Genomic DNA, 21,517 nt, shown 5'->3' on the forward strand with positions numbered 1-21,517 from the left:
GAACGACAAAACCCGGCATTTGAAGCCAGGTTTTATCAGATAAGTATAGGGGTTTTATATTTTGGGGGTTGCTTTCTTTTTGATTTTTTTTGCTGGCATGGTTTGTATTTTTCCATCCATCATCACACACTCTCCTTCTTTCAGCTGGACTTTTTTGCCATCCTTCATTTCTACAGTACCGTCCGGCATCACTTTAGTCCCGTTAGCCAAAGTTTTATCTTCTGTCATGGGGGTATTTTTGCCATCTTGCCTGGTCATCATCTTGCCATCCATCATCATTAAACCATTTTCGATTTTCATTTTATGCATGGTTTTAGAGGACTTTCTATGCGCAGTTTTAGAAGTTTTTTTGATGGTAGTGGTATCATTCATTTTTGTCTGTGCCATAGCACTACAACTTAATGCCATAGCGGTTAGCGCAATTAATATTTTTTTCATGTTCTTATATTTAGTTGATTTGATAATTACCCTGAATCGGGGCAGATAATATTTTTATAGACTTACAAGGTCTTGGAAATAAAAAAAGCGGAGAGAATTCCCCTCCGCTCTTTTCTTAGCTACACCCTAGTTATCGTATTCGATAACCAGTTCGTTATCTACTGTCCAGACACCCGGGGCATTCCAGGCAATCTGCTCAGCTTCGTCTTTAGCGTAAAACGAATTAACTGTTCCGGTCAGCTTTACATTGCTTCCTTTAACATCTACCGTTATATCAAGATCATCAATTGATGAATTACGCTCCAGAGCACATTCGATGTCCTTTTTTTCGATGGCATCATGGCTTTCAGATTTGATCTTGATGTTGTTAGAAACACCCAAAACGCCAGAAAGCGTATTGATGGCTTTTTTGGCTGCTTCGCGCTGGTAATTCCACTGTAATTCACCTTCCAAAGTAACCCAGCCATTTTCCACTTTTACCTTTATTTTTTCTTCGGGAACTTCCCAATTCCATTTCCAGGCATTTAATACTTCGTTGGCAATTTCAGTGTCGCTTTTTTTACCATAATCGCCATATTTAATGGTTATTTCTTCCGCTACCGCTTTCACGCCGGCTACATTTTTGGCGGCGGTTTCAGCTTCCACCTTTTTGTAGTAACTATCAACAGTACCTGTTAGTGTGATCACACCATCTTTGGCTGTAACACCAATTTCTGCTGCGTTCAATAACGGTTCCCATCTGATGGCATCCTGAACGTCTTTTTGTAATTCCTGATTAGTTTTCATTTTGTTTAATTTTTAATAATAGATGTGTATTTGTTGCGTATTTAATTTTACTGGTTTAAATTACAGGTCGGCCAAAATGATCTTTTTTCTTTCGTCGTAATCATCCCTACTGATCTCACCGGATGCAAACCGCTTTTGTAATATGTCCAAAGGGCTGTTCTTGGCATTTCGCTGAAATGGAATATCGTAGGGTATGGCGAAGATCCAGATCAGCAGCATGATCCATATGAACCACCAGATAAAATCCATCCCCCAAAAGTTGTTGTAGTAAAACATAATATTAATTTTTTAAATGATTTATTGATTGAGAACACTGCAAATCTGCCGCCTTTGGGCGGATGATCTGTTACGGAATTATTTGAATTAATTACATCATTCACACTTGGTTGAGGTGTAACACGATGCCTTGATTATTAAATAACAGGCCGAGAAGTTCTGTATGGAAGAGTTTAATTTCCACGGCAACATTTTGTCTAAAAAGAATACTAATTCATATCACTTTTTATTTTTTTGGCTGTTGAGCTGCCTGGAAGATATATTTGTAAACCGAATGATAAATTCAGATTGCTCTGATAGGCCTGACTGCCAAATCCGACCAGTCCATTATATTTCAACAGTGTTTCCAGGCCTATATTGGGCGTTATAAAGTAGGCAAAACCCGGTCCTGCACTTAGGTTAAGTCCGTTAGTGTTTCCGCCACCATTACTTACATTGACACCACCAATACCAGCCGTGGCTTCCACAAAAATGCGCCCGTGTTTAAGTACTGCAACATCCGAACCGGTATAATATCTGCCCAAAGCACCGGCACCATAACTGGTCGTTGTGTTGGAACCCTTGGCGGTCTGGATGCCCAAATTTACATATCCGCCCAATGCGACATTATCCTGGATAAACCATGCGGCTTTGGGTGTAATGTCAAGGCTAAATATTTTCGGATCATTGAGTCCAAGATTAATGTTGGCAAAATTGCCGCCAACCATTACGTTGCCTTTTTGTATTTGTGCGCTGGCTAAAAATCCTGTACTTAGGATAGCCACTAAAGTGATGATGATCTTTTTCATTTTAAATTGATTGTAGAAGTGAATTATTTGGGTGGATATGTTTAATGCCGTTCGGCATCATTTGCCGGCGTCATCGGTGTAATTTGTGATGGTATGCCATTAACCGTCGTACCGGCTTGAGAGAGATTAATTGTATTGCCAAGGAAATCGTATGGGAAATTCAGTGTTGGTTTTGAGATCTCATCCAAACGCTTTATCGCCGACTCCGGTAGTTTAAGATCCATTGATTTAACATTTGATTCCAGTTGCTCCAGCGTCCTGGCACCCAATAAGGTCGCGCTTACACCACTTTTTTGCTGAACCCAGGCCAATGCGACAATAGCCGGCTTCGTATCCAGCTCTTTTGCAATTTTGACCACTTCATCAATAATGGCATACTGATGATCTGTCACTTTCCCTATAAAATAAGATCTGACACCAGACATCGGCGTGGCTTTAGTAAACTTCCCGCTTAAAAGTCCGCTTTTGAGCGGGCTCCAGGGGATGATACCCATGCCCAGTTCTGCTGCCATTTCAACGTGTTCACCTTCTATCGTTCTTTCCAATAAGGAGTATTCCAACTGAAGGGCTATTATTGGTGCCCAGTTATTCGCCTTCGCCATAACCTGTGCCTGCGCAGCCTTCCATGCGGGTACATCTGAAAACCCGATGTATCTTATTTTCCCTTCACGGACCAGGTCATTTAATGCGCTCATGGTTTCTTCAATAGGCGTTAATCTATCCCAGGCATGCAGCCAGTACAGATCAATATAGTCCGTCTGCAGCCGGCGTAACGATTCATGGCACTGATCGAAAATAGCTTTTCGTCCGGCTCCTCCCCCGTTCGGGTCGCCTGCATAAAGATTGCCCATGAATTTGGATGCAATAACTACCCGGTTTCTTTTCGCTTTTTCCTTCGCGAAATAGTCGCCAATGATTTTTTCGGAATGGCCTTTGGTGTAAATGTTGGCCGTATCGATAAAATTGCCTCCGAGTTCCAGGTATTTAGATAATACCTGATCTGATTGTTTAGCATCGCTGCCAAAGCCGGTTTCCTCACCGAAAGTCATGGCGCCCATGACAAGGCGGCTAACACGAAGACCCGAATGACCGAGCGTTACAAATGAATTTAGTGACATGTTTTTCCGTTTTATAGATATTTAAATGATAGACTGTTTTAAGATTTAACGGCATCCCTGAATGCTTCCTGCAATAACTTGTTGATACAAAACTGCTTACTTTTAACAGCTGGGGTATTATGTAATTCTTTCAATTAATTACATCATTCACACATCAACAGGATACGACAATGTGTGAATGATGTAAGCTATAAACAGATTTGTGTAATGCTCGAGGAACCACAACTCGCCATTTTTACAGCTTATTATGCGTCAGCTCATTGTGGTTATATTAGTTGGTTTTTGCCTGCCTGCAGGTGCACAGGGCAAGATCTCTTTCCGAACGGTAGATGAGGCATTTATCTACGCGGATGCACACAGCAGTGTGTTTAAAAACGCCACACAGGAAAATATTCTTTCCAAATACCAAACACTGGCAGCAAAACTGAGCACATGGAATTTAAAAAGTGATGCTAATTTCTCTGCCACGGATAACACTAAATTAGGGACTACTTTTATACCGGCTGAAATATTCGGCGGGCCGGCAGGGACTTTTCAAAAGGTAACTTTTGGCCAGCAATATGTGAGTAACCTTAATATTAACCCGCAAATAGACCTGCTGAATTTAGGCGCTGAAGCTAAAGTTAAAACTGCCCGGGCTAATGAACAGCTGATTCACTTTAGCCATCTCATCTCCAGAAAAAGCCTTTATGAAAATCTTGCCGCCGCTTTTCTTAATGCTGTCTCCTGTGAAAGGCAGATAACGGTTACCCAAAACAGTTTATTAAATGCCGATACGTTGACGAACATCATGAAAAATAAGCTTAACGAAGGGGTTGCGCGGTCACAGGATGTCAATAACGCAATTGCCAATTCGCTTTCCGTAACAGACAAGCTGCAGCAATTGCAAGTGCAATTGTTGGAACAGTATAATACCATCAAATTACTTTGCGATATTGACAGCGATACTGATTTGCAAATACAGGACAAAGGGCTGGCATTAGTTAATAATGATGATATACCTGAAGCCTATGGCGACCTGCTCCAAAATCAGCAGCAATGGCAAAAAAACTACCAGGAGGCTGATTTACGGGCTGTTTTAAGATCGTTTTTACCAACGGTCACCTTGTTCAGCAGCTTTGCCTTGCAACAGAATACAACAAAGCGTTTTTTTGATAACAGCCAATGGTTTGCCAGTAATTATATAGGATTGCGGGTCACCCTGCCACTTGTCCCTGATGTCAGTAAGCTCACCGCGGTAAAAAATGCGCGTATTAATATCATTATAGCAGGTAATAACCTGGAGCATGCCCGGATACAGGATAAGATTAATAATAACCAACTGCGGCTGGAGTATCAAAAGTCGCTGGGCAGTTACCGTTTGGCTTTGCAAATCGAGGCCTTGAAAAAGGACAGCTATCTTAAAAATCTCAACATCTACAAAGAAGGAATTTTATCTGCGACCGATCTGCTCAACTCCTTAAACGACTGGTTTACCGCAGGCATTAACACAGCGACACAATATGCAGCATGTGCTTATGCCTATACTAATATTCATATCAGCAATACACTCAAATGAAAATACACTTTTATACCCTAACGGTTTGATATCATATCATGAAAAGATACTTTCATTTCTTTATCATTAGCATAGCAATAAACGCCGTTTCTTGTAAACAGATGGTCGAGCAAATCCGCCCGGTCAGAAAAGACCTCGTAGAAATGGTATTTGCTTCAGGCGTACTGGAAGCAGACGGAGAGAACAGGCTCACTGCTCAGACCGACGGTTTCATTGTAAGCATAGATTTTAATGAAGGTGATGAGGTTATGCCCGGGGAACTGCTTGCTGTGATCGATAATGGTCAGAACCTGGCAAATGCAAGCAGTGCGCGAGTATTGAGCAGCATCGCTCAACAAAACACGCTGCCTTCGGCACCTGCCTTATTACAGATCAAAGCTAACATAGCTGCCGCCGAGGCAAAGCTGAAGTTAGACCAATTGCAGGCTGGCCGTTATAAAAGGCTTTATACCGCTAACAGTGTTTCTCAGCTGGAATATGAAAATACAGTTTTAACCGCAACAACCTCTAATGCGGCTTTAGCTGCTTTGCGACAGCAATATAACAGCATGCAAATAACCGCGCAGCAACAGGCGGTTACTCAGCGGTCCATTGCCAATGTAAATACCATCGTAAAAGATCAGAATCAGGTGAGGGCGATAATCCGGGGCAGGGTTTATGAAAAGCAGAAGCAATTAGGTGATTATGTACGCAAGGGCGATGTAATAGCTGTTGTCGCGAGCCAAAAACTGATCTACGCAAAATTAAGCGTGGATGAAAGCAATATGGCCAGTTTGAAAACAGGCCAGACGGTTATTGTTAAACTCAATACCAATAAGCATAAAACCTATAAAGCGGTGTTACACGAAATACTGCCGTCTTTTGATACCGGAACACAATCGTTTTTAGTTAAGGCTTATTTTACAGACAGCCTTGATTTTCGAATAGCCGGTACACAATTAGAGGCCAATATCATAACCGGTGAGAAGAAAAACGCATTGGTTATACCCCGTAACTATTTATCATACGGAGATAAGGTGACGCTAAAAGATAAAAAAGTAGTCCAGGTCAAAACAGGCATTGTTTCATCAGAATGGGTGGAAATATTGGGCGGTATTAATGAGCAGGATATATTAATTCTGGACAACAAATAACAGCCATGAAATACAACCACCATATTGATTCGGAAATATCATTTACCTATATCGTCAATCAAAAAAAACTAACCCTGGTTGCGGCATTGGGTGTGACGATAGGCATAGCTGTTTATATTTTCATGAGTTCGATGACAGCCGGTTTCTCCAGGTCAACAGATGCTTCGATATTCAAAACCACCCCGCATATCCGGATCTATAAAGACGACGAAATAAGCAGGTCATTGATTAGTAATGACAAAACCGGCAAACAGTTAGCCATCATCGTAAACCCCAGGGTTATACCGCAAAGCGACAAAATAATCAACCCGGATCAGATCGTCTCTTTATTGAAACAGCAACCGCACGTAAGCGTTGTTAGCCCTCAGGTAACCGTAACAGTGTTTTATAACAATGGGCAATCGCTGATCAATGGAATTGCCTCCGGGGTGAATATTGAAGACGCGGACAAGATGTTTAATATTCAGTCTACCGTTGTTGAAGGGAATATGACTGATTTGAATACCATTCCCAATGGTATATTGCTCGGTTCAGGAATTGCCGATAAAATGAATGTTAAAACAGGCGATAATATCACGCTTACCTCATCCAGAAATGTAATCAAGGTAATGAAGGTTGCCGGTATTTTTCAGACCAAAAATTCCGGTGTGGATAAAACGAAATCTTATATCGGTATCAGCGCGGCCAGGCAGTTACTTAAACAAAGCCCGACCTACGTGAGTGACATCAATGTGGATGTAACTGATTTTAACAGCGCACCTTTCTACGCGGTCCAATTCTCCAAACTTACAGGCTACCGGGCTGAAGACTGGCAATCTGCTAATCAAACACTGGTAGCCGGATCAGCTATGCGGGAGATCGTGATCACCGGTATATCTTTATCCATTCTTTTGGTTGCGGGTTTTGGTATTTACAATATATTGAACATGACTATCAGTCAAAAGATCAACGATATCGCGATACTGAAAGCAATGGGTTTCCGTGGGCGCGATGTTATCCGAATATTTGTACTTCAGGCATTTACAATAGGTATGATCGGCTTATTGATGGGGTGCTTATTATCCTGGCTTTTTGTTTGGGAACTATCCAAAACCTATATCGGCGGCGATATAGGCTATTTCCCTATTGGGTTTGAACCGGCCGTTTACCTGAGAAGCATAATGCTTGGAATGGGTATAACCCTGTTAGCCGGATTGATCCCTGCGATGAAAGCCGCAAACGTTGACCCAGTATCCATCTTTAGAAAATAACGTTAACCCCATCCAATGGCAGCCGAACCGATATTGCAAGCCGATAAAATAGAGAAGTATTTTTACGACCCGGTAAAATTCAAAGTGTTAAACGATATTTCATTCACCATCAACAAGGGTGAATTTGCCACTTTGATCGGGAAGTCAGGCTGCGGTAAATCTACCTTGCTTTATATTCTTTCTACCATGGATACAAATTATGAAGGGATACTTAAGATAGAAGATAAGCTCATTACCGGACAGGATAAAGATGATCTGGCTATTTTACGGAACGAAAAAATAGGGTTCGTGTTTCAGTTTCATTACCTGTTGCCCGAGTTTAGCTGCCTCAAAAACGTGATGATACCTGCCTTAAAGCTCGGGATGCTGTCAAGAAAGGAGATAGAAGAAAAAGCCTATGCTAAGCTAACGTTATTGGGGTTGAAAGATCAGGCCCTGAAACCATCTTCCAAGTTATCGGGCGGCCAGCAGCAGCGGGTAGCGATAGCCCGCGCGTTGATCAATGATCCGCTCATTATCATGGGAGATGAGCCGACAGGGAACCTGGATTCCAAAAATTCAGCGATCGTATTTGAAACTTTCCAGCAACTGGCACATGAGCTTGGCCAAACGATCATCGTTGTTACGCATGACAATGACTTTGCTGAAAATTCAGACCGGGTGATCGAGATGATCGACGGAACAATACTTGGAAAATAAAGAATCACGCTATTCAGCAATGTTATTCTTCCCCCTCTCAAATGTGTGAATCATGTAAGCTATTTGTAAGATTATGTAATACCTAAACACTTTTAAAAGGCAATCTTTAACTATCAATAGTTTAAGTTTTAATTCGCTTTTTTTCCGGCAAATATGAAGATCACATTAAATGAAACGCAGACAGGTACGATACTAGAGCTTGAGGTTTACAAAGTAGACACACCTACCGGAGAAGGATGGTCTGTTTTGACGCCGCAGGGCAGAAAAGTTGTAATCAAGTTTAGAGACGGCAACTGGCATGCTGAGGATGATCACAGTATTACTCAGGAATTCTGGCAAATGGTCGGTGAAGAAATTAGCCGAACACTTGACGAAAACCTGCTGGCTACAATAGGTCCCCCCTCTAATCCGCGACCGAAGAGAACCCGCATCCTAAAATATTTAATGGTTTAACAGCTTATTTGTCCGAAAATGTCAGGGTTTGAAATCAATATACAGGTTTATAATATGCCATTAAGTGTGATCGTAACCCCTATAGACAGCAAGTTCTGCCGGTTTAAAGTGGAAACCGTAAGAGGTAAAGCGCAGCCAATGATTTTAACCTACCGGCCTGATTGTTCATGGATAGTGGAACAGGCCAGTATGAAGTTTTTTACGCTTGCATACGTAGGGAAATTGGGTGCCTTGATCAAAAATAAAAAACCCGAATGGTTTCTTATGAATAAGCTAAAAGAAGACCTACCATGAGTTACGAGATCATTCAAACAGGCGAAACTGAAGTTTTCAAGCTTCTGCACGTTACGTCAACCCGCTTCAGGAAATGGATAGTATGGCGCGTTCAATTTCACGATGGCAAGGAAACTTTCCTATACAGATGTGATAACGAATGGATGCAGTGGAGCAAAACCCACCTGGATAAGCCGGTATTAAAAGCCGTAGCAGATTGCATTGAAAACACATCCATCAGAAATCAACTCAAATCAATATTTGCTTAAAATAATTATAAAGACTATGAACAAAGTGATCGTTTTATATAAAAGACCGGTGGGGAAAGCAGAGCTCGGTGATTTCAAGACTAACATCGAAGAAATGCCGACAGCCGATGATGGTGAGGTGTTGCTGAAAACAATTTATGTTTCGGTTGATCCCTACCTGCGTGGAAGAATGAATGACGCGGAGTCGTATATTCCACCATTTGAATTAAACAAACCATTACAGTCGGGTATCATCGCTGAGGTCGTCGATTCCAACAACACGTTATTTAAAATAGGCGATTTTGTTCTGGGAAACTTGGAGTGGAAAGAATACCAGGTATCTGACGGGAAAGGGCTGCGGATCATACCGAACGATCCCGCCTACTTAACGGCCTACCTGGGCGTTTTGGGCATGACCGGCCTTACGGCCTATTTAGGGCTTACGCAGATAGGCTTACCAAAACCGGGCGAAACCTTAGTTGTTTCGGGTGCGGCTGGTGCCGTAGGCAGTATTGTTGGGCAGGTAGGTAAACTGCTGGGATGCCGGGTTGTTGGTATCACAGGCTCGGATGAAAAGGTGCAATTGCTCAAATCAAAATTCCATTTTGATGAAGCCATTAACTATAAAAATACGGTGGATCTGACCCGGTCCATTAATGCAGCGTGCCCAAATGGGGTTGATATTTATTTTGACAATGTTGGTGGCAAAATATCAGACGATGTTTTGAACAACATCAATAAACACGCGCGTATCCCCTTATGCGGCGCAATTTCGCTCTACAATGATGCGACTCCGGTATTGGGCCCGTATATCCAGCCCGTCCTGGTCAAAAAGAGCGCACTCATCCAGGGATTCATTGTTAGTGATTTTGCTGCTCAGTTTCCTGAGGCAACCAGGCAATTAACGGAATGGTTAATGGCGGGTAAACTCACTTATCACGAAACCATTTACAAAGGATTTGATCATATCCCGCAGGCCTTCATGGGGTTGTTTGAAGGAAGCAATGAAGGGAAAATGGTTGTAAAAATTTGATTCTGTAAAACTATAAAATTCAATTATGAAAGTATTAATGGTATTGACCTCCCATAGTGAATTGGGGAAAACCGGTAAGAAAACCGGCTTCTGGATAGAAGAGTTTGCAGCACCTTACTATGTACTGGCAGATGCCGGGGCAGAAATAACGCTTGCATCGCCTAAAGGCGGCCAGCCGCCTATCGATCCCAAAAGCGAAAGTCCGGATGCACAAACGGCGGCTACGCAAAGATTTGACAGCGACAAGGACCTTAAAGATAAATTAGGTCATACACTTCCGTTAAATACCGTAAACGAAATGCATTATGATGCCGTATTCTATCCCGGCGGGCATGGGCCTTTGTGGGATCTGGCCAACGATAGTGCTTCTATCAAACTAATAGAAGATTTTTATGCGCACCACAAGCCCGTTGCTTTTGTTTGCCATGCGCCGGGCGTATTAATGAAAGTTAAATTACCGGATGGCAGGCCTTTGGTAAAAGGTAAAGCCGTAACCGGGTTCTCCAACACAGAAGAAGAAGCTGTTCAGTTAACCGATATTGTTCCCTTCCTGGTAGAAGATGAATTGAAAAAATTAGGCGGCCTGTATAGTAAAGGGCCAGACTGGGGTTCCTATGTGAGGCAAGACGGCTTGTTGATCACCGGCCAAAACCCGGCATCCTCGGAACAAGCCGCTAAATTATTATTAAAATCTTTAGCTAAAAAATAACCAATCCCATGAATCCCATCAACAGAAAAGATTTGTTCGGATACGAACCAGATCCGGAGTATTCCTTACCCGTTGCTTATTTTTCTATGGAATATGCCATAGATCAGGCCCTGAAGAATTATAGTGGCGGACTTGGATTTCTTTCAGGATCACACCTGCGGAGCGCGTTTGAACTGAAGCAAAACCTGATCGGTGTTGGGATCTTATGGAAATATGGTTATTACGATCAGGAAAGAGATGGTAACGCTTTGATGAAAAGCAGCTTTATTGAAAAGGATTACTCCTTTTTGCAGGATACCGGACTTGCGTTTACCGTACAGGTTCACAATGCTCCTGTGCAAGTACGTGCATATCTCCTCAAACCTGAGATTTTCGGAACCGCACCACTATTTTTACTGAGCACGGATATCCCGGAAAATGATGAAGAATCGCGGTCAATTACCCATTGCCTTTATGACCCTAACGAAGCCACCCGCATTGCCCAAAGTATCGTTTTAGGTATTGGTGGAGGCATGCTGCTTGATCTGATGAACCTCACACCTGAAATTTATCACCTTAACGAAGGACATGGGGTCGCATTGAGTTTTTACCTGTATGAAAAGTATAAGTCGCTCGAAGAAGTGCGCAAGCGGGTAGTTTTCACCACACATACCCCTGAAAGCGCGGGCAACGAAGAGCATAGCTTTGAACTGCTTGAGGAGATGTCTTTCTTCTATCACCTGAATCAGCAGGAAGTCCGTTCACTCCTGGGCGTGGAGGGTAGTAAATTTAACTATACACTGGCTGCATTGAAGTTTGCGCATAAAGCTAACGGTGTTTCTAAAATGCATGGTGAAGTTGCCAGGAAAATGTGGAATGGTCAGCAAGGCGTATGTGAGATCATATCCATCACGAATGCACAGAATAAGAATTACTGGGTAGATATTTCGACTGATCAGGCCATCAATAATCACGATGAACCTGCTTTCCGAACCCGTAAAACAGAACTTAAAAATCAGCTTTTCAAAATTGTTGCGGATCAATGCGGGAAACTATTTGATGAAGATAAATTGACCATAGTGTGGGCCAGGCGATTTGCCGGTTACAAGCGCGCCGATCTGATTATGCAGGATTGGGAAAGGTTTCTAAAGCTAATCCATAATACCCAATATCCGGTACAATTAATTTGGGCGGGCAAGCCTTATCCTGAAGATAGACAAGGCATTGATCTCTTTAACTGGATCATCGGTAAAACCAAACCATTGGCTAATTGTGCAGTTTTGACCGGCTACGAACTGGAATTATCCGCTTGTCTAAAAAAAGGGGCCGATGTGTGGCTCAACAATCCAAGAATGTACCACGAGGCTTCAGGTACGAGCGGCATGACAGCCGCAATGAACGGGGCAATAAATTTATCTATGCCGGACGGCTGGGTGCCGGAGTTTGCCAAAGAGGGGGAGAATTGTTTTCTCATTACGCCAGCAGATCAGGATCAGCCGGTTGACACGAAAGATCGCATTGAAAATGCCAATCTCATGGATATGCTGGAAAACAGTGTGTTACCGGTTTATTATAAGGATAATAAAGAATGGTTCAAGATGATTAAACAAGCGGCTGAGGATGTTGACCCCCAATTTGAATCGGCCAGACTTGCCAGGGAATACTATGAATTGATGTACAAGCTTGTCCTACCGGAAAAAACTAAGGAACGGATGCAATTATCTTTTGAGTAATAAATGGCTGATATAGGTTTGGTGCTTTCCGGGGGTGGTGCAAGAGGGATAGCCCATCTTGGCCTGTTACAGGCGTTGGAGGAAATGGGCATTAAGCCAAAGGTTATTTCCGGCGTTAGTGCAGGTGCTGTAATAGGAGCGTTTTACGGAGCTGGATACACGCCCAAACAAATATTGAATATTGCGAAAGATCACTCACCCATGAGTGTCTTGGCAGCGGTAATGACTTCGGGAGGCCTTTTTTCACCGGAAATATTAAGAGAGGTGCTGGTAGAGGCCATACCGCAAAACGGTTTCGAGTTTCTGAAAACCCCCTTGTTGGTAACCGTTACTGATATCGAAAAATGCGTTAGCTTAACATTCTCTGAAGGGCCTTTATATGATGTACTGGTCGGCTCAGCCGCCATCCCGGCCTTATTCGACCCCATTCCCTATCAGGGTATGCTTTTGGTTGATGGCGGTGTACTTAATAATTTCCCGGTTGATTGCCTTTCAGGTAAATGCGATAAAATCATCGGATCGAATGTCAACAAACTTTTAAATAATGAAGGGGTACAGCTTTCTAAGTTACAGGTTCTGGAACGATGCGTCCATTTGGCTATCGCTAAAAAGGTCGCTTTACAGGCAATGTTATGCGACGTTTTGATTGAACCGCCGCTATTTAAGTACAATATGTTTGAAATGAAATATGCTGATGAAATTTTTGAGATCGGGTACCAGAAAGCAATAGCTCAAAAAGGACGACTTTTATTACTCGCCTAATGATAAAAATCATACTTACTTATGTTGCAGGTCAGTACTCAGCAACAGGTAAACAACAATCTTTAAATTAAACAGGAACGGGATGCGATATCATATATTAACGACGGATTACGATGGAACAATTGCTGAAAATGAACACGTCTCCGGGACAACTTTAGATGCGCTGGTTAGGCTTAAAGCAACGGGAAGGTACCTTATCCTGGTAACAGGTCGCGAACTGGATCAGTTACAGGCGATATTTCCTGAATACACGCTATTTGATTTGATCGTCGGTGAAAACGGGGCGTTAATTTACCACCCGGCAACGCTGAAAAAGATATTGTTGGGTGAACGACCGCCGGATTCTTTTATCCAGGCCTTAAAAGACAAGGGTATCCCGCTGTCGGTGGGCGAAGTTATTGTAGCAACATGGGAACCCCACCAGGATCTTGTACTGGAAACAATTAAAAACGCCGGCCTGGAATACCAGGTGATCTTTAACAAAGGGGCGATAATGATCTTGCCTCCGGGTGTAAATAAAGCCACCGGTTTACACCGGGCACTTAAAGAACTAAACCTTTCAGAACATAATACGGTGGCAGTGGGTGATGCTGAAAATGATAATGCCATGTTGCAGGCTGCGGAATGTGCCATAGCTGTCAATAATGCTTTACCACAATTGAAAGCTGCCGCAGACTTGGTAACGGCCGGCCAGCGTGGCGAAGGCGTATCGGAGTTAATCAGCCGGTTAATTCAGGATGATCTGGTCAACCTTGATACAAAGTTACTACGCCATTATCTTGAAATAGGCAAACAAGCGGATGGTTCGCCATTTAAAATAAGCCCCTACGGAAACAACATCCTGCTGACGGGTACGTCTGGCTGCGGTAAAACGACGCTGGCAGCAGCTTTTATGGGCCAACTGATTGACAAAAAGTACCAGTTTTGCCTGATAGACCCCGAAGGCGACTACCAGGACTTAGCCGGTGCTATAACAATTGGAGATAGCAGTCAGCCCCCTTTGATTGATCACGTTGTTAAAGTACTTAGTCAAACGGCTGAAAATGCCATCGTCTGTTTCCTCTCCATACCTTTAAATGATCGCCCTGCCTATTTCAAAAAACTTCGTTACGCTCTTACGGAACTGCGTAAAAATACCGGACACCCCCATTTTATCATTATTGATGAGGCGCATCATGTGCTACCAAAAGAAAATACGGAAAGCTTCAATGATTTTCCGGAAGATTTCACCAATATATTCGCGATAACGACCCAACCAGACCTGCTTTGTGCGGATCTTTTAAAAAGAATCGATATGATGCTGGCGATGGGACAGTTGCCCGCCCAAACCATCGGATTATTTGCCGCAGTTACCGGTGATACTATTGTTATTCCGGAATTATCGGCATTTCAAAAAAGGGATGTGCTGGTTTGGCAAAAAGAACCTAAAAGCGTCGCCATCATCAAAAGCAGTGAGCCGGGTCAGTTCCTGATGCGCCACAAGCGAAAATACGCCAGCGGGGATATGTATTCCAACAGCTTTTATTTCACCGGCCCCTCAAATCACCTGAACCTGAAAGCAAATAACCTGATGATGTTTATTCAGATGGCAGCGGGAATAGATGACGAAACCTGGTTGTACCATTTACACCGGCACGATTATTCGAAATGGTTCAGGAATTCCGTGAAAGACCCGAAACTATCCCTGCGTTCGGAAGCTATTGAAAACAACGAACCCAACCCTGCTTTATCTCGGCGGGAGATTTTCAGCCTTATTTTGAATAGGTATACCCTGCCTGCCTAGTGTGAATTATGTAAGCTATTTACGGAGTTGTGTAATGAATTGCTACAGTTCAATAACCAACTTTGTACCGTGTTAACATTGCTGCTTTTGCAAAAAAGGCATCTTTAAGAAGCGCATAAATACTCAAAGATGGTTAATGCTGCTACGTTATTAAAAATAGTTTCACCGCTTTGCTTTTTCAGCATTGGGTTATACGCGCCTTTGAAAGCCCAAGATTCCGCAGGGATTACCCGGGCGGTAAAATGGAATTTACAAACCTGTGTAGCTTACGCAAAGAAAAATAACGCGCAGATCAATAGCCTCCGGCTTTCACAGCTAACCAGTCAGCAGGAATACCTTTTGGCCCGGGCTGCGCGGTTGCCAGACCTATCGGGTTCGGCCTCGCAATATCTAGCTCATGGGAATGATTACAGTAATAATGGCACAGGCGGCTCCGGCTTTACATCCTCCGGCAGTTACGGACTGAGTTCATCGGTTACCCTGTATAACGGTAACTATGTCAACAATAATATCCGGCAAAAAAACCTTTACGTTCAATCAGCCAATCTGAATATTATCCAGCAGGAAAATGATATTACCCTGCAAATTACCCAAGCCTATCTCACGGTTCTAGTGGATAAAGAAAACATTATTTATAATACCGATCTGGTTAATACGTCAAAGGCCCAGGTAGCACTCGCGCAAAAAAAATATAAAGCGGAAAGTGTGGCCCGAAAAGACCTCATCCAATTGCAGGCCCAGCAGGCAGCAGACCAATACACCCTGGTTAATTTCAGAAATGCGGAGCGGAGCGACCTGCTTACCCTCAAGCAGATACTGCTGTTAAACAGCGGCGTAGGATTCGATATCATTAAGCCTGAATCAATACAGTTCAGCGATAGCGTTACGTCATTTCAGGATGTTGAACAATTTGCCTTGAAAACCAGGCCAGAAGTACAGAACGGCCAGTTAAATGTACATATAGCAGAGTTAGAAACAGCTAAAGCAAGGGCTGGTTACAAGCCATCTCTAAGCGGGGGTGCAGCACTTAATTCGGGATATAACAGCGGCCAGGAAGCTGGATATCCTGGTCAGCTAAAAAACAACTTTAACCAACAGGTAGGCTTAACGCTAACGATACCCATATTTAATAAAGGGGTGGTTAAAACACAGGTTGAAGAGGCTAAAATAGCCGTAACCCAGGCCCGGCTTGATCTTAGTAATACCCGGATCGTGCTCTCACAGGCAGTAGAACGGGCTTATATTAATGTTGAAAACGCGATAAGCCAGTATATGGCCGCGCAGGAAGGTTATCAATACAGCAAAGAAAGCTACCGCATAGCCGCTGAACTACTGCGGGTTGGCGCAGCCAATACGGTGGACTTTTTATTACAGAAAAACCTTTTTGTACAAGCTCAGCAGGCATTCATTCAGGCCAGTTACAATCAATTGCTCAGCCGAAAGATCTATGATTTTTACCGGGGTATCCCTATTACACTTTAAGCATTGGCCATTATGAAGCGTTACTATAAAATATCAGGAATTGTTTTAGCCGTGCTACTGGCCATTTCGCTGGTATGGTACTTTTTGATCAGAAAGACAGTTAAACCGCGTGTGCTCCAGTCGCAGTACCCTATTTATGGCTATATCGCGCAAAGCGTTACCGCTACCGGTAAAATAGAGCCTGTAGACACCGTTACGGTTGGTTCCCAGGTATCGGGAATCATTAAATACCTGTATGTTGATTTTAATTCAAAAGTGAATAAGGGAGAGTTACTGGCCGAATTGGATAAATCATTATTACAGGCCACGTTAGACCAATTTAACGGTAATTTGCAGAGTGCCATGAGCCAGCGCCTTTACGCTGAAAATAATTTTAGCAGGCAGAACCAGCTTTTTAAAGCTGATGCCATTAGTAAAGCTGATTATGATATAGCGCTGAATACCTTAAATGCGGCTAAAGCAGCGGTCGCGAGTGTGGCTGCACAGGTACGTTCTGCAAAGAAAAATCTATCCTACACGGATATTTATTCGCCTATTGACGGTGTTGTACTGAACCGGAATATCAATATCGGGCAAACTGTTGCTGCAAGTTTTAGCACGCCAACACTTTTCGTGATCGCTAAGGACATTACCAAAATGGAGGTAGATGCCAATGTAGATGAAGCGGATATAGGAGAAGTTAAAGCAGGAGAGCGTGCCATTTTTACGGTGGATGCATTCATTAACGACAAGTTTATCGGCACTGTCAAAGATATCAGGCTTCGCCCTTCTGTTTCGGCAAATGTGGTCACTTATACCACCATCATTAATGCGCCCAATGATGATATGAAACTCAAGCCGGGAATGACCGCCAACATTGTGATCTATACAAAGGAAGTAGAGCACACTCTTTTGATACCTGCAAAAGCCATCAAGTTTACGCCCGACTCATCTTTGAAAGTACAATATCATCTTACGGACGATGCCGGTTATGATAGCAAGGCCAAACTCAGCGGCGGCACCAACACATCAGCTAAATCGGCGGTTAAAAACCGCACCGACAGTATGGGTTTGTCCGCTCAGGCCGCAATCGTATGGCTGTTACAGGGCAAAAAACTGGTTAAAAGGAAAATAAAAATCGGCTTAAATGATAATACCCAAGTGGAAGTACTGTCGGGCCTTACCCCAGCTGATCTGGTCGTAACCGGTGTTTTAACTTCTGGGGCTTCCCAGGGGGCAAAAGCCAGTACAGCCAGCACCAGCCCTTTTATGCCTAAACAACAAAAGCGCGGAGGACGGGCAAAATGAGCAAAAAAATAATTGAAATAAAAGACCTGAAGCGGGAGTTTTTGATGGGCAGTGAAACGGTTCACGCCCTAAGGGGAATCACCTTTGATATACTGGCGGGCGAATTTGTAACGATCATGGGCGCCAGTGGTTCGGGTAAAACTACCTTATTAAATATTTTAGGGTGCCTGGATAAACCTACCAGCGGATCGTATTTATTAGATGGCGTGGATATTAACAAACAAACCCGTGATGAGCTCGCGCAGCTGCGTAACCGTAAGATCGGATTCGTTTTTCAATCCTACAACCTGCTACCCCGGACTTCCGCATTAGAGAATGTGGAACTCCCGCTGTTGTATAATAACACGGTAAACAGCATCGACCGGCACGACAGGGCCATAAAGGCCCTGGAAGCGGTAAAACTTGCTGACAGGTTTGATCACATGCCAAACCAGTTATCGGGAGGGCAGCAGCAGCGCGTAGCCATCGCACGGGCATTAATCAATGAGCCGGTGATGATTTTAGCAGACGAGGCCACCGGCAACCTGGATAGCCGTACCTCCTATGAAATCATGGCATTGATGCAGGATTTGAACCAACAGGGAAAAACCATTGTTTTTATAACGCATGAACCAGATATCGCTACATTCAGCAACCGCACCATAACGCTTCGTGATGGCAAGATATTGAGCGATCAAAAGAATGAAACGCCGGCATCGGCCAAAGATACATTAGCGGCATTGCCGGTTAACAACGAATAATTAAAGAAAGCTGTGAATATATTCAACCTTTTACGGATAGCTTATTTAGCGTTGCTCAGAAATAAGCTTAGGGCATTTTTAACCATGCTGGGTATTGTTATTGGTGTAGCTTCGGTTATTGCCATGGTTGCTATAGGTGAGGGTTCCAAGCAAAGTATTCATGATCAGCTTTCCGGCATGGGCTCTAACATGATTTCCGTTTTACCCAGCAGTAATCTCCAGGGTGGTGTGAAAATAGCCGGATCAAGCTACCAGACCCTGACCGAAAAGGATATCACTGCTATAAGGGAAGGTTCCGGATACGTAACGGCGGTGTCCCCGATCGTTAGCTCTAAATCACAGGCGATCAACGGCGCGCTTAACTGGCCAACGACGATGCAGGGCGTTAACACCGAATACCTCGATATACGGATGTTGACACTTAAAGACGGTATAGCATTTACAGACGATGATGTGAGGGCCTCTGCCAAGGTTTGCCTGATTGGCCAGACAGTGATTGATAACCTGTTCCCGAACGGTGATAACCCGATAGGTAAGATCATCCGCTTTAATAAAATACCATTCCAGATCATAGGTATTCTCAGTCCTAAAGGACAAAACGCTTTTGGACAAGATCAGGATGATATCCTGATCGCTCCTTATACCACTGTGCAAAAAAGGATATTGGCATCCATTTACTTTCAGAATATTTTTGCTTCAGCGGCGAATGAACAAGTGATAGATTCCGCGACAGTGCAGATTACCCGAATACTTCGTGAATCCCATCGGTTAAAACCATCAGAAGATAACGACTTTACGGTACGTACCCAGGCTGAACTCATTAATACGCTAAGTTCAACGAGTAGCTTGTTAACCATACTGTTGACTGTTGTATCAGGAATATCATTGGTAATAGGTGGTATTGGCATTATGAACATCATGTATGTGTCCGTTACGGAGCGTACACGCGAAATAGGCCTGCGTATGTCCATCGGTGCCAGTGGAAAAGATATACTCCTACAGTTTCTGATTGAAGCTGTCCTGATCAGTGTCACCGGCGGTGTTATAGGGGTAGTCTTAGGATTTCTTTCCACTTGGCTCGTTACACTGATGCTTAAATGGCCCACGGTCGTTTCTCAATCGTCCGTGATTCTATCATCTGTGGTTTGTGCACTTACAGGTATTTTTTTCGGCTGGTATCCGGCGCAGAAAGCTTCGAAATTAGATCCAATTGAGGCATTACGGTATGAATAAATGAAATCATAATTATATTATCGTTCTCAGAATGTGTGAATCATGTAATTTATTCACATAGTTGTGTAAGAGATATAATGCAACAACTACGCATCTTTATTTAATTACGTTTATGCCGATATTCAAACTGCACCCTGCTCCATAACCAGAAATTAATTGAAACTAACAGATGACATTAACTGAAAAATCGCTAATGCCTTTTGAAAGTCAGTTAAAAGAGGCCAGCGACAAGTTTGATACGATCTTCAACCTCACCAGCGCGGCCAGTAAAATCCTCAATGCTGATCTGACCATTATAAAAGTTAACCAGGCGCTTATTGAATTATTAGGATTCCCGGCAGCAGAAATTGAAGGGACTAAGATCATGGAGTATGTCTGCGCCGAATATAGAGGGCAATGGCACGACCTGCAGGAGGCGCTCTGGCATAAAGAACTCCCATTTTTTAAACTGGAAGCCTGCCTAGTAAAAAAAAATAGATCATTAGTGTGGGTTCACGTAACCACTGTGTTGTACCACGAAGGAAACGAAACCTTCGGATTTACGGTGCTGGACGATTTTACTTCCCAGAAAAATCTGGAGGATAGCGAAAAGCAACTTAAAACAGCCCTCGGAAACTCCAGGAAGATCAAGGAAACCTTGCGTCATAACGAACGGCACCTCTCCCAAATTCTGGAAACCATGGCCGAAGGGGTATGTATTGTTAACAAAGCAGGTAAGCTGACCTACACTAACCCGATGGCCCAAAAGATCTTCGGACTGGATCAGGCCGGAATGTTAGCCCGAAATTACAATGATGATAAATGGCATAACTTGAGATTGGATGGTTCTCCGTTGCCCCATGAGGAACACCCGATGATGATCATGATGGCAAGCGGAAAGCCTGTTTTTGATGAGGAGATCGCCATTCAGCCGCGTAATGGAGAGCGGTTTTATATTTCTTTTAATGCGGCCCCCATATTTGATGATGACGGAATAATAACTGAAGGCGTCGGTACTTTTATGGATGTGACTCAGCGCCGGAAACTGATCCAGCATAAAGATGAATTTATCAGCGTGGCCAGTCATGAACTTAAAACGCCTGTTACCAGTCTGAAGCTTGCTTTGCAGCTGTTGAGCAGGATGAAGGATAACCCTTCGCCGTTAAAGTTACCCCAGTTAATTGACCAGGCCAATAAGAGCCTTGATAAATTAAGTGTATTGGTGGCTGACCTGCTCAATGTCAGTAAAGTGAATGAAGGACAGCTGGAGCTTAATAAAACATGGTTCAACATTTCAACGGTAGTTAATGATTGCTGTTATCATATCCGCGCTGCCGGAGATTACACCATCAACACAACTGGCGATATGGATTTGCAGGTATTGGCAGATGTTGACCGTATAGACCAGGTGATTACCAATTTTGTAAATAACGCCGTCAAATATGCTTCAGAATCGAAAACGATAGCTGTTCATATCAGCAAACATGCGGATACCGCAAAAGTATCAGTTAGTGACGAAGGACCAGGAATACCAATTGCCAAGGTACCGCACTTGTTTGACCGTTATTATCAGGCTGATGCCAGCAGCAACCAGATTTCAGGTTTGGGCTTAGGGTTATACATCGCAGCGGAAATTATTAAGAAACATGGTGGTCAAATTGGAGTGGAAAGTGAATTGGGGAAGGGTAGTAGCTTTTGGTTCACGTTGCCAGTCTCTTTAGCTGCCTGCTGTTAAGAACATTGAAAAGGCCAGACATGAAAGTTAAAGGCCAAAAAG

22 protein-coding genes are annotated in these 21,517 nt (G+C 43.3%); 17 read left to right on the forward strand and 5 right to left on the reverse strand.

What is annotated here, in order from left to right; genetic code table 11:
* Window positions 1-54 precede the first annotated feature (54 nt).
* The 5 genes from BDD43_RS24210 to BDD43_RS24230 all read right to left on the reverse strand — a co-directional run bounded on the left by BDD43_RS24210 (window position 55) and on the right by BDD43_RS24230 (window position 3,406).
* Window positions 55-438 carry a DUF6799 domain-containing protein gene (locus BDD43_RS24210; protein ID WP_121200541.1) on the reverse strand — a complete coding sequence of 128 codons (384 nt, stop codon included), beginning with the start codon at window positions 436-438 and terminating at the stop codon, window positions 55-57.
* A 126-nt stretch (window positions 439-564) separates the two neighbouring features.
* Window positions 565-1,224 carry a BON domain-containing protein gene (locus BDD43_RS24215; protein ID WP_008513130.1) on the reverse strand — a complete coding sequence of 220 codons (660 nt, stop codon included), beginning with the start codon at window positions 1,222-1,224 and terminating at the stop codon, window positions 565-567.
* Between the two features lie 60 nt (window positions 1,225-1,284).
* Window positions 1,285-1,500 carry an SHOCT domain-containing protein gene (locus BDD43_RS24220; RefSeq protein WP_211339729.1) on the reverse strand — a complete coding sequence of 72 codons (216 nt, stop codon included), beginning with the start codon at window positions 1,498-1,500 and terminating at the stop codon, window positions 1,285-1,287.
* A gap of 209 nt (window positions 1,501-1,709) precedes the next feature.
* Window positions 1,710-2,288 (reverse strand): hypothetical protein, encoded by a 579-nt coding sequence (locus BDD43_RS24225; protein ID WP_121200544.1) that lies wholly within the window; start codon window positions 2,286-2,288, stop codon window positions 1,710-1,712.
* Window positions 2,289-2,329: 41 nt separating this feature from the next.
* Window positions 2,330-3,406, reverse strand: a complete 1,077-nt coding sequence (locus BDD43_RS24230; RefSeq protein ID WP_121200546.1) for an aldo/keto reductase — start codon at window positions 3,404-3,406, stop codon at window positions 2,330-2,332.
* 247 nt (window positions 3,407-3,653) lie between these two features.
* Here BDD43_RS24230 and BDD43_RS24235 point away from each other — a divergent pair, with 247 nt between their 5' ends.
* The 17 genes from BDD43_RS24235 to BDD43_RS24315 all read left to right on the forward strand — a co-directional run bounded on the left by BDD43_RS24235 (window position 3,654) and on the right by BDD43_RS24315 (window position 21,475).
* On the forward strand, window positions 3,654-4,964 hold the full coding sequence (locus tag BDD43_RS24235) for a TolC family protein (protein WP_121200548.1): 1,311 nt from the start codon (window positions 3,654-3,656) through the stop codon (window positions 4,962-4,964).
* 38 nt (window positions 4,965-5,002) lie between these two features.
* A complete protein-coding gene (locus BDD43_RS24240) occupies window positions 5,003-6,097 on the forward strand; it encodes an efflux RND transporter periplasmic adaptor subunit (protein WP_121200550.1) in 1,095 nt (364 codons plus the stop codon).
* A 5-nt stretch (window positions 6,098-6,102) separates the two neighbouring features.
* Entirely contained in the window at window positions 6,103-7,347 is a 1,245-nt protein-coding gene (locus BDD43_RS24245; RefSeq protein ID WP_121200552.1) for an ABC transporter permease, read from the forward strand.
* 15 nt (window positions 7,348-7,362) lie between these two features.
* On the forward strand, window positions 7,363-8,046 hold the full coding sequence (locus BDD43_RS24250) for an ABC transporter ATP-binding protein (protein ID WP_121200553.1): 684 nt from the start codon (window positions 7,363-7,365) through the stop codon (window positions 8,044-8,046).
* Between the two features lie 153 nt (window positions 8,047-8,199).
* Entirely contained in the window at window positions 8,200-8,499 is a 300-nt protein-coding gene (locus BDD43_RS24255; RefSeq protein WP_008513120.1) for a hypothetical protein, read from the forward strand.
* Window positions 8,500-8,517: 18 nt separating this feature from the next.
* A complete protein-coding gene (locus BDD43_RS24260) occupies window positions 8,518-8,793 on the forward strand; it encodes a hypothetical protein (protein ID WP_121200555.1) in 276 nt (91 codons plus the stop codon).
* The gene (locus tag BDD43_RS24265; protein ID WP_121200557.1) at window positions 8,790-9,041 is read left to right on the forward strand and encodes a hypothetical protein; all 252 of its coding nucleotides are present in this window, start codon (window positions 8,790-8,792) and stop codon (window positions 9,039-9,041) included. The genes BDD43_RS24260 and BDD43_RS24265 overlap by 4 nt, the downstream gene beginning before the upstream one ends.
* Before the next feature lie 16 nt (window positions 9,042-9,057).
* Window positions 9,058-10,053 carry an NADP-dependent oxidoreductase gene (locus BDD43_RS24270; RefSeq protein ID WP_121200559.1) on the forward strand — a complete coding sequence of 332 codons (996 nt, stop codon included), beginning with the start codon at window positions 9,058-9,060 and terminating at the stop codon, window positions 10,051-10,053.
* A 25-nt stretch (window positions 10,054-10,078) separates the two neighbouring features.
* Window positions 10,079-10,762 carry a type 1 glutamine amidotransferase domain-containing protein gene (locus tag BDD43_RS24275; protein WP_121200561.1) on the forward strand — a complete coding sequence of 228 codons (684 nt, stop codon included), beginning with the start codon at window positions 10,079-10,081 and terminating at the stop codon, window positions 10,760-10,762.
* Between the two features lie 8 nt (window positions 10,763-10,770).
* Complete coding sequence (glgP, locus tag BDD43_RS24280) at window positions 10,771-12,474, forward strand: alpha-glucan family phosphorylase (RefSeq protein WP_121200563.1); 1,704 nt, start codon at window positions 10,771-10,773, stop codon at window positions 12,472-12,474.
* A gap of 3 nt (window positions 12,475-12,477) precedes the next feature.
* Window positions 12,478-13,236 carry a patatin-like phospholipase family protein gene (locus BDD43_RS24285; RefSeq protein WP_121200565.1) on the forward strand — a complete coding sequence of 253 codons (759 nt, stop codon included), beginning with the start codon at window positions 12,478-12,480 and terminating at the stop codon, window positions 13,234-13,236.
* 82 nt (window positions 13,237-13,318) lie between these two features.
* Complete coding sequence (locus BDD43_RS24290) at window positions 13,319-15,019, forward strand: HAD-IIB family hydrolase (protein WP_121200567.1); 1,701 nt, start codon at window positions 13,319-13,321, stop codon at window positions 15,017-15,019.
* 129 nt (window positions 15,020-15,148) lie between these two features.
* The gene (locus tag BDD43_RS24295) at window positions 15,149-16,501 is read left to right on the forward strand and encodes a TolC family protein (RefSeq protein WP_121200569.1); all 1,353 of its coding nucleotides are present in this window, start codon (window positions 15,149-15,151) and stop codon (window positions 16,499-16,501) included.
* 12 nt (window positions 16,502-16,513) lie between these two features.
* Entirely contained in the window at window positions 16,514-17,788 is a 1,275-nt protein-coding gene (locus BDD43_RS24300; protein ID WP_121200571.1) for an efflux RND transporter periplasmic adaptor subunit, read from the forward strand.
* The gene (locus BDD43_RS24305) at window positions 17,785-18,528 is read left to right on the forward strand and encodes an ABC transporter ATP-binding protein (RefSeq protein WP_121200572.1); all 744 of its coding nucleotides are present in this window, start codon (window positions 17,785-17,787) and stop codon (window positions 18,526-18,528) included. Before BDD43_RS24300 ends, BDD43_RS24305 begins: the two co-directional genes overlap by 4 nt.
* Before the next feature lie 12 nt (window positions 18,529-18,540).
* Window positions 18,541-19,761, forward strand: a complete 1,221-nt coding sequence (locus BDD43_RS24310; RefSeq protein WP_121200574.1) for an ABC transporter permease — start codon at window positions 18,541-18,543, stop codon at window positions 19,759-19,761.
* Between the two features lie 169 nt (window positions 19,762-19,930).
* Window positions 19,931-21,475, forward strand: a complete 1,545-nt coding sequence (locus tag BDD43_RS24315; RefSeq protein WP_121200576.1) for an ATP-binding protein — start codon at window positions 19,931-19,933, stop codon at window positions 21,473-21,475.
* The last annotated feature ends 42 nt before the right edge of the window (window positions 21,476-21,517 follow it).

Origin of the sequence: Mucilaginibacter gracilis, assembly GCF_003633615.1 — a bacterium.
GTDB classification, from domain to species: Bacteria; Bacteroidota; Bacteroidia; order Sphingobacteriales; family Sphingobacteriaceae; genus Mucilaginibacter; species Mucilaginibacter gracilis.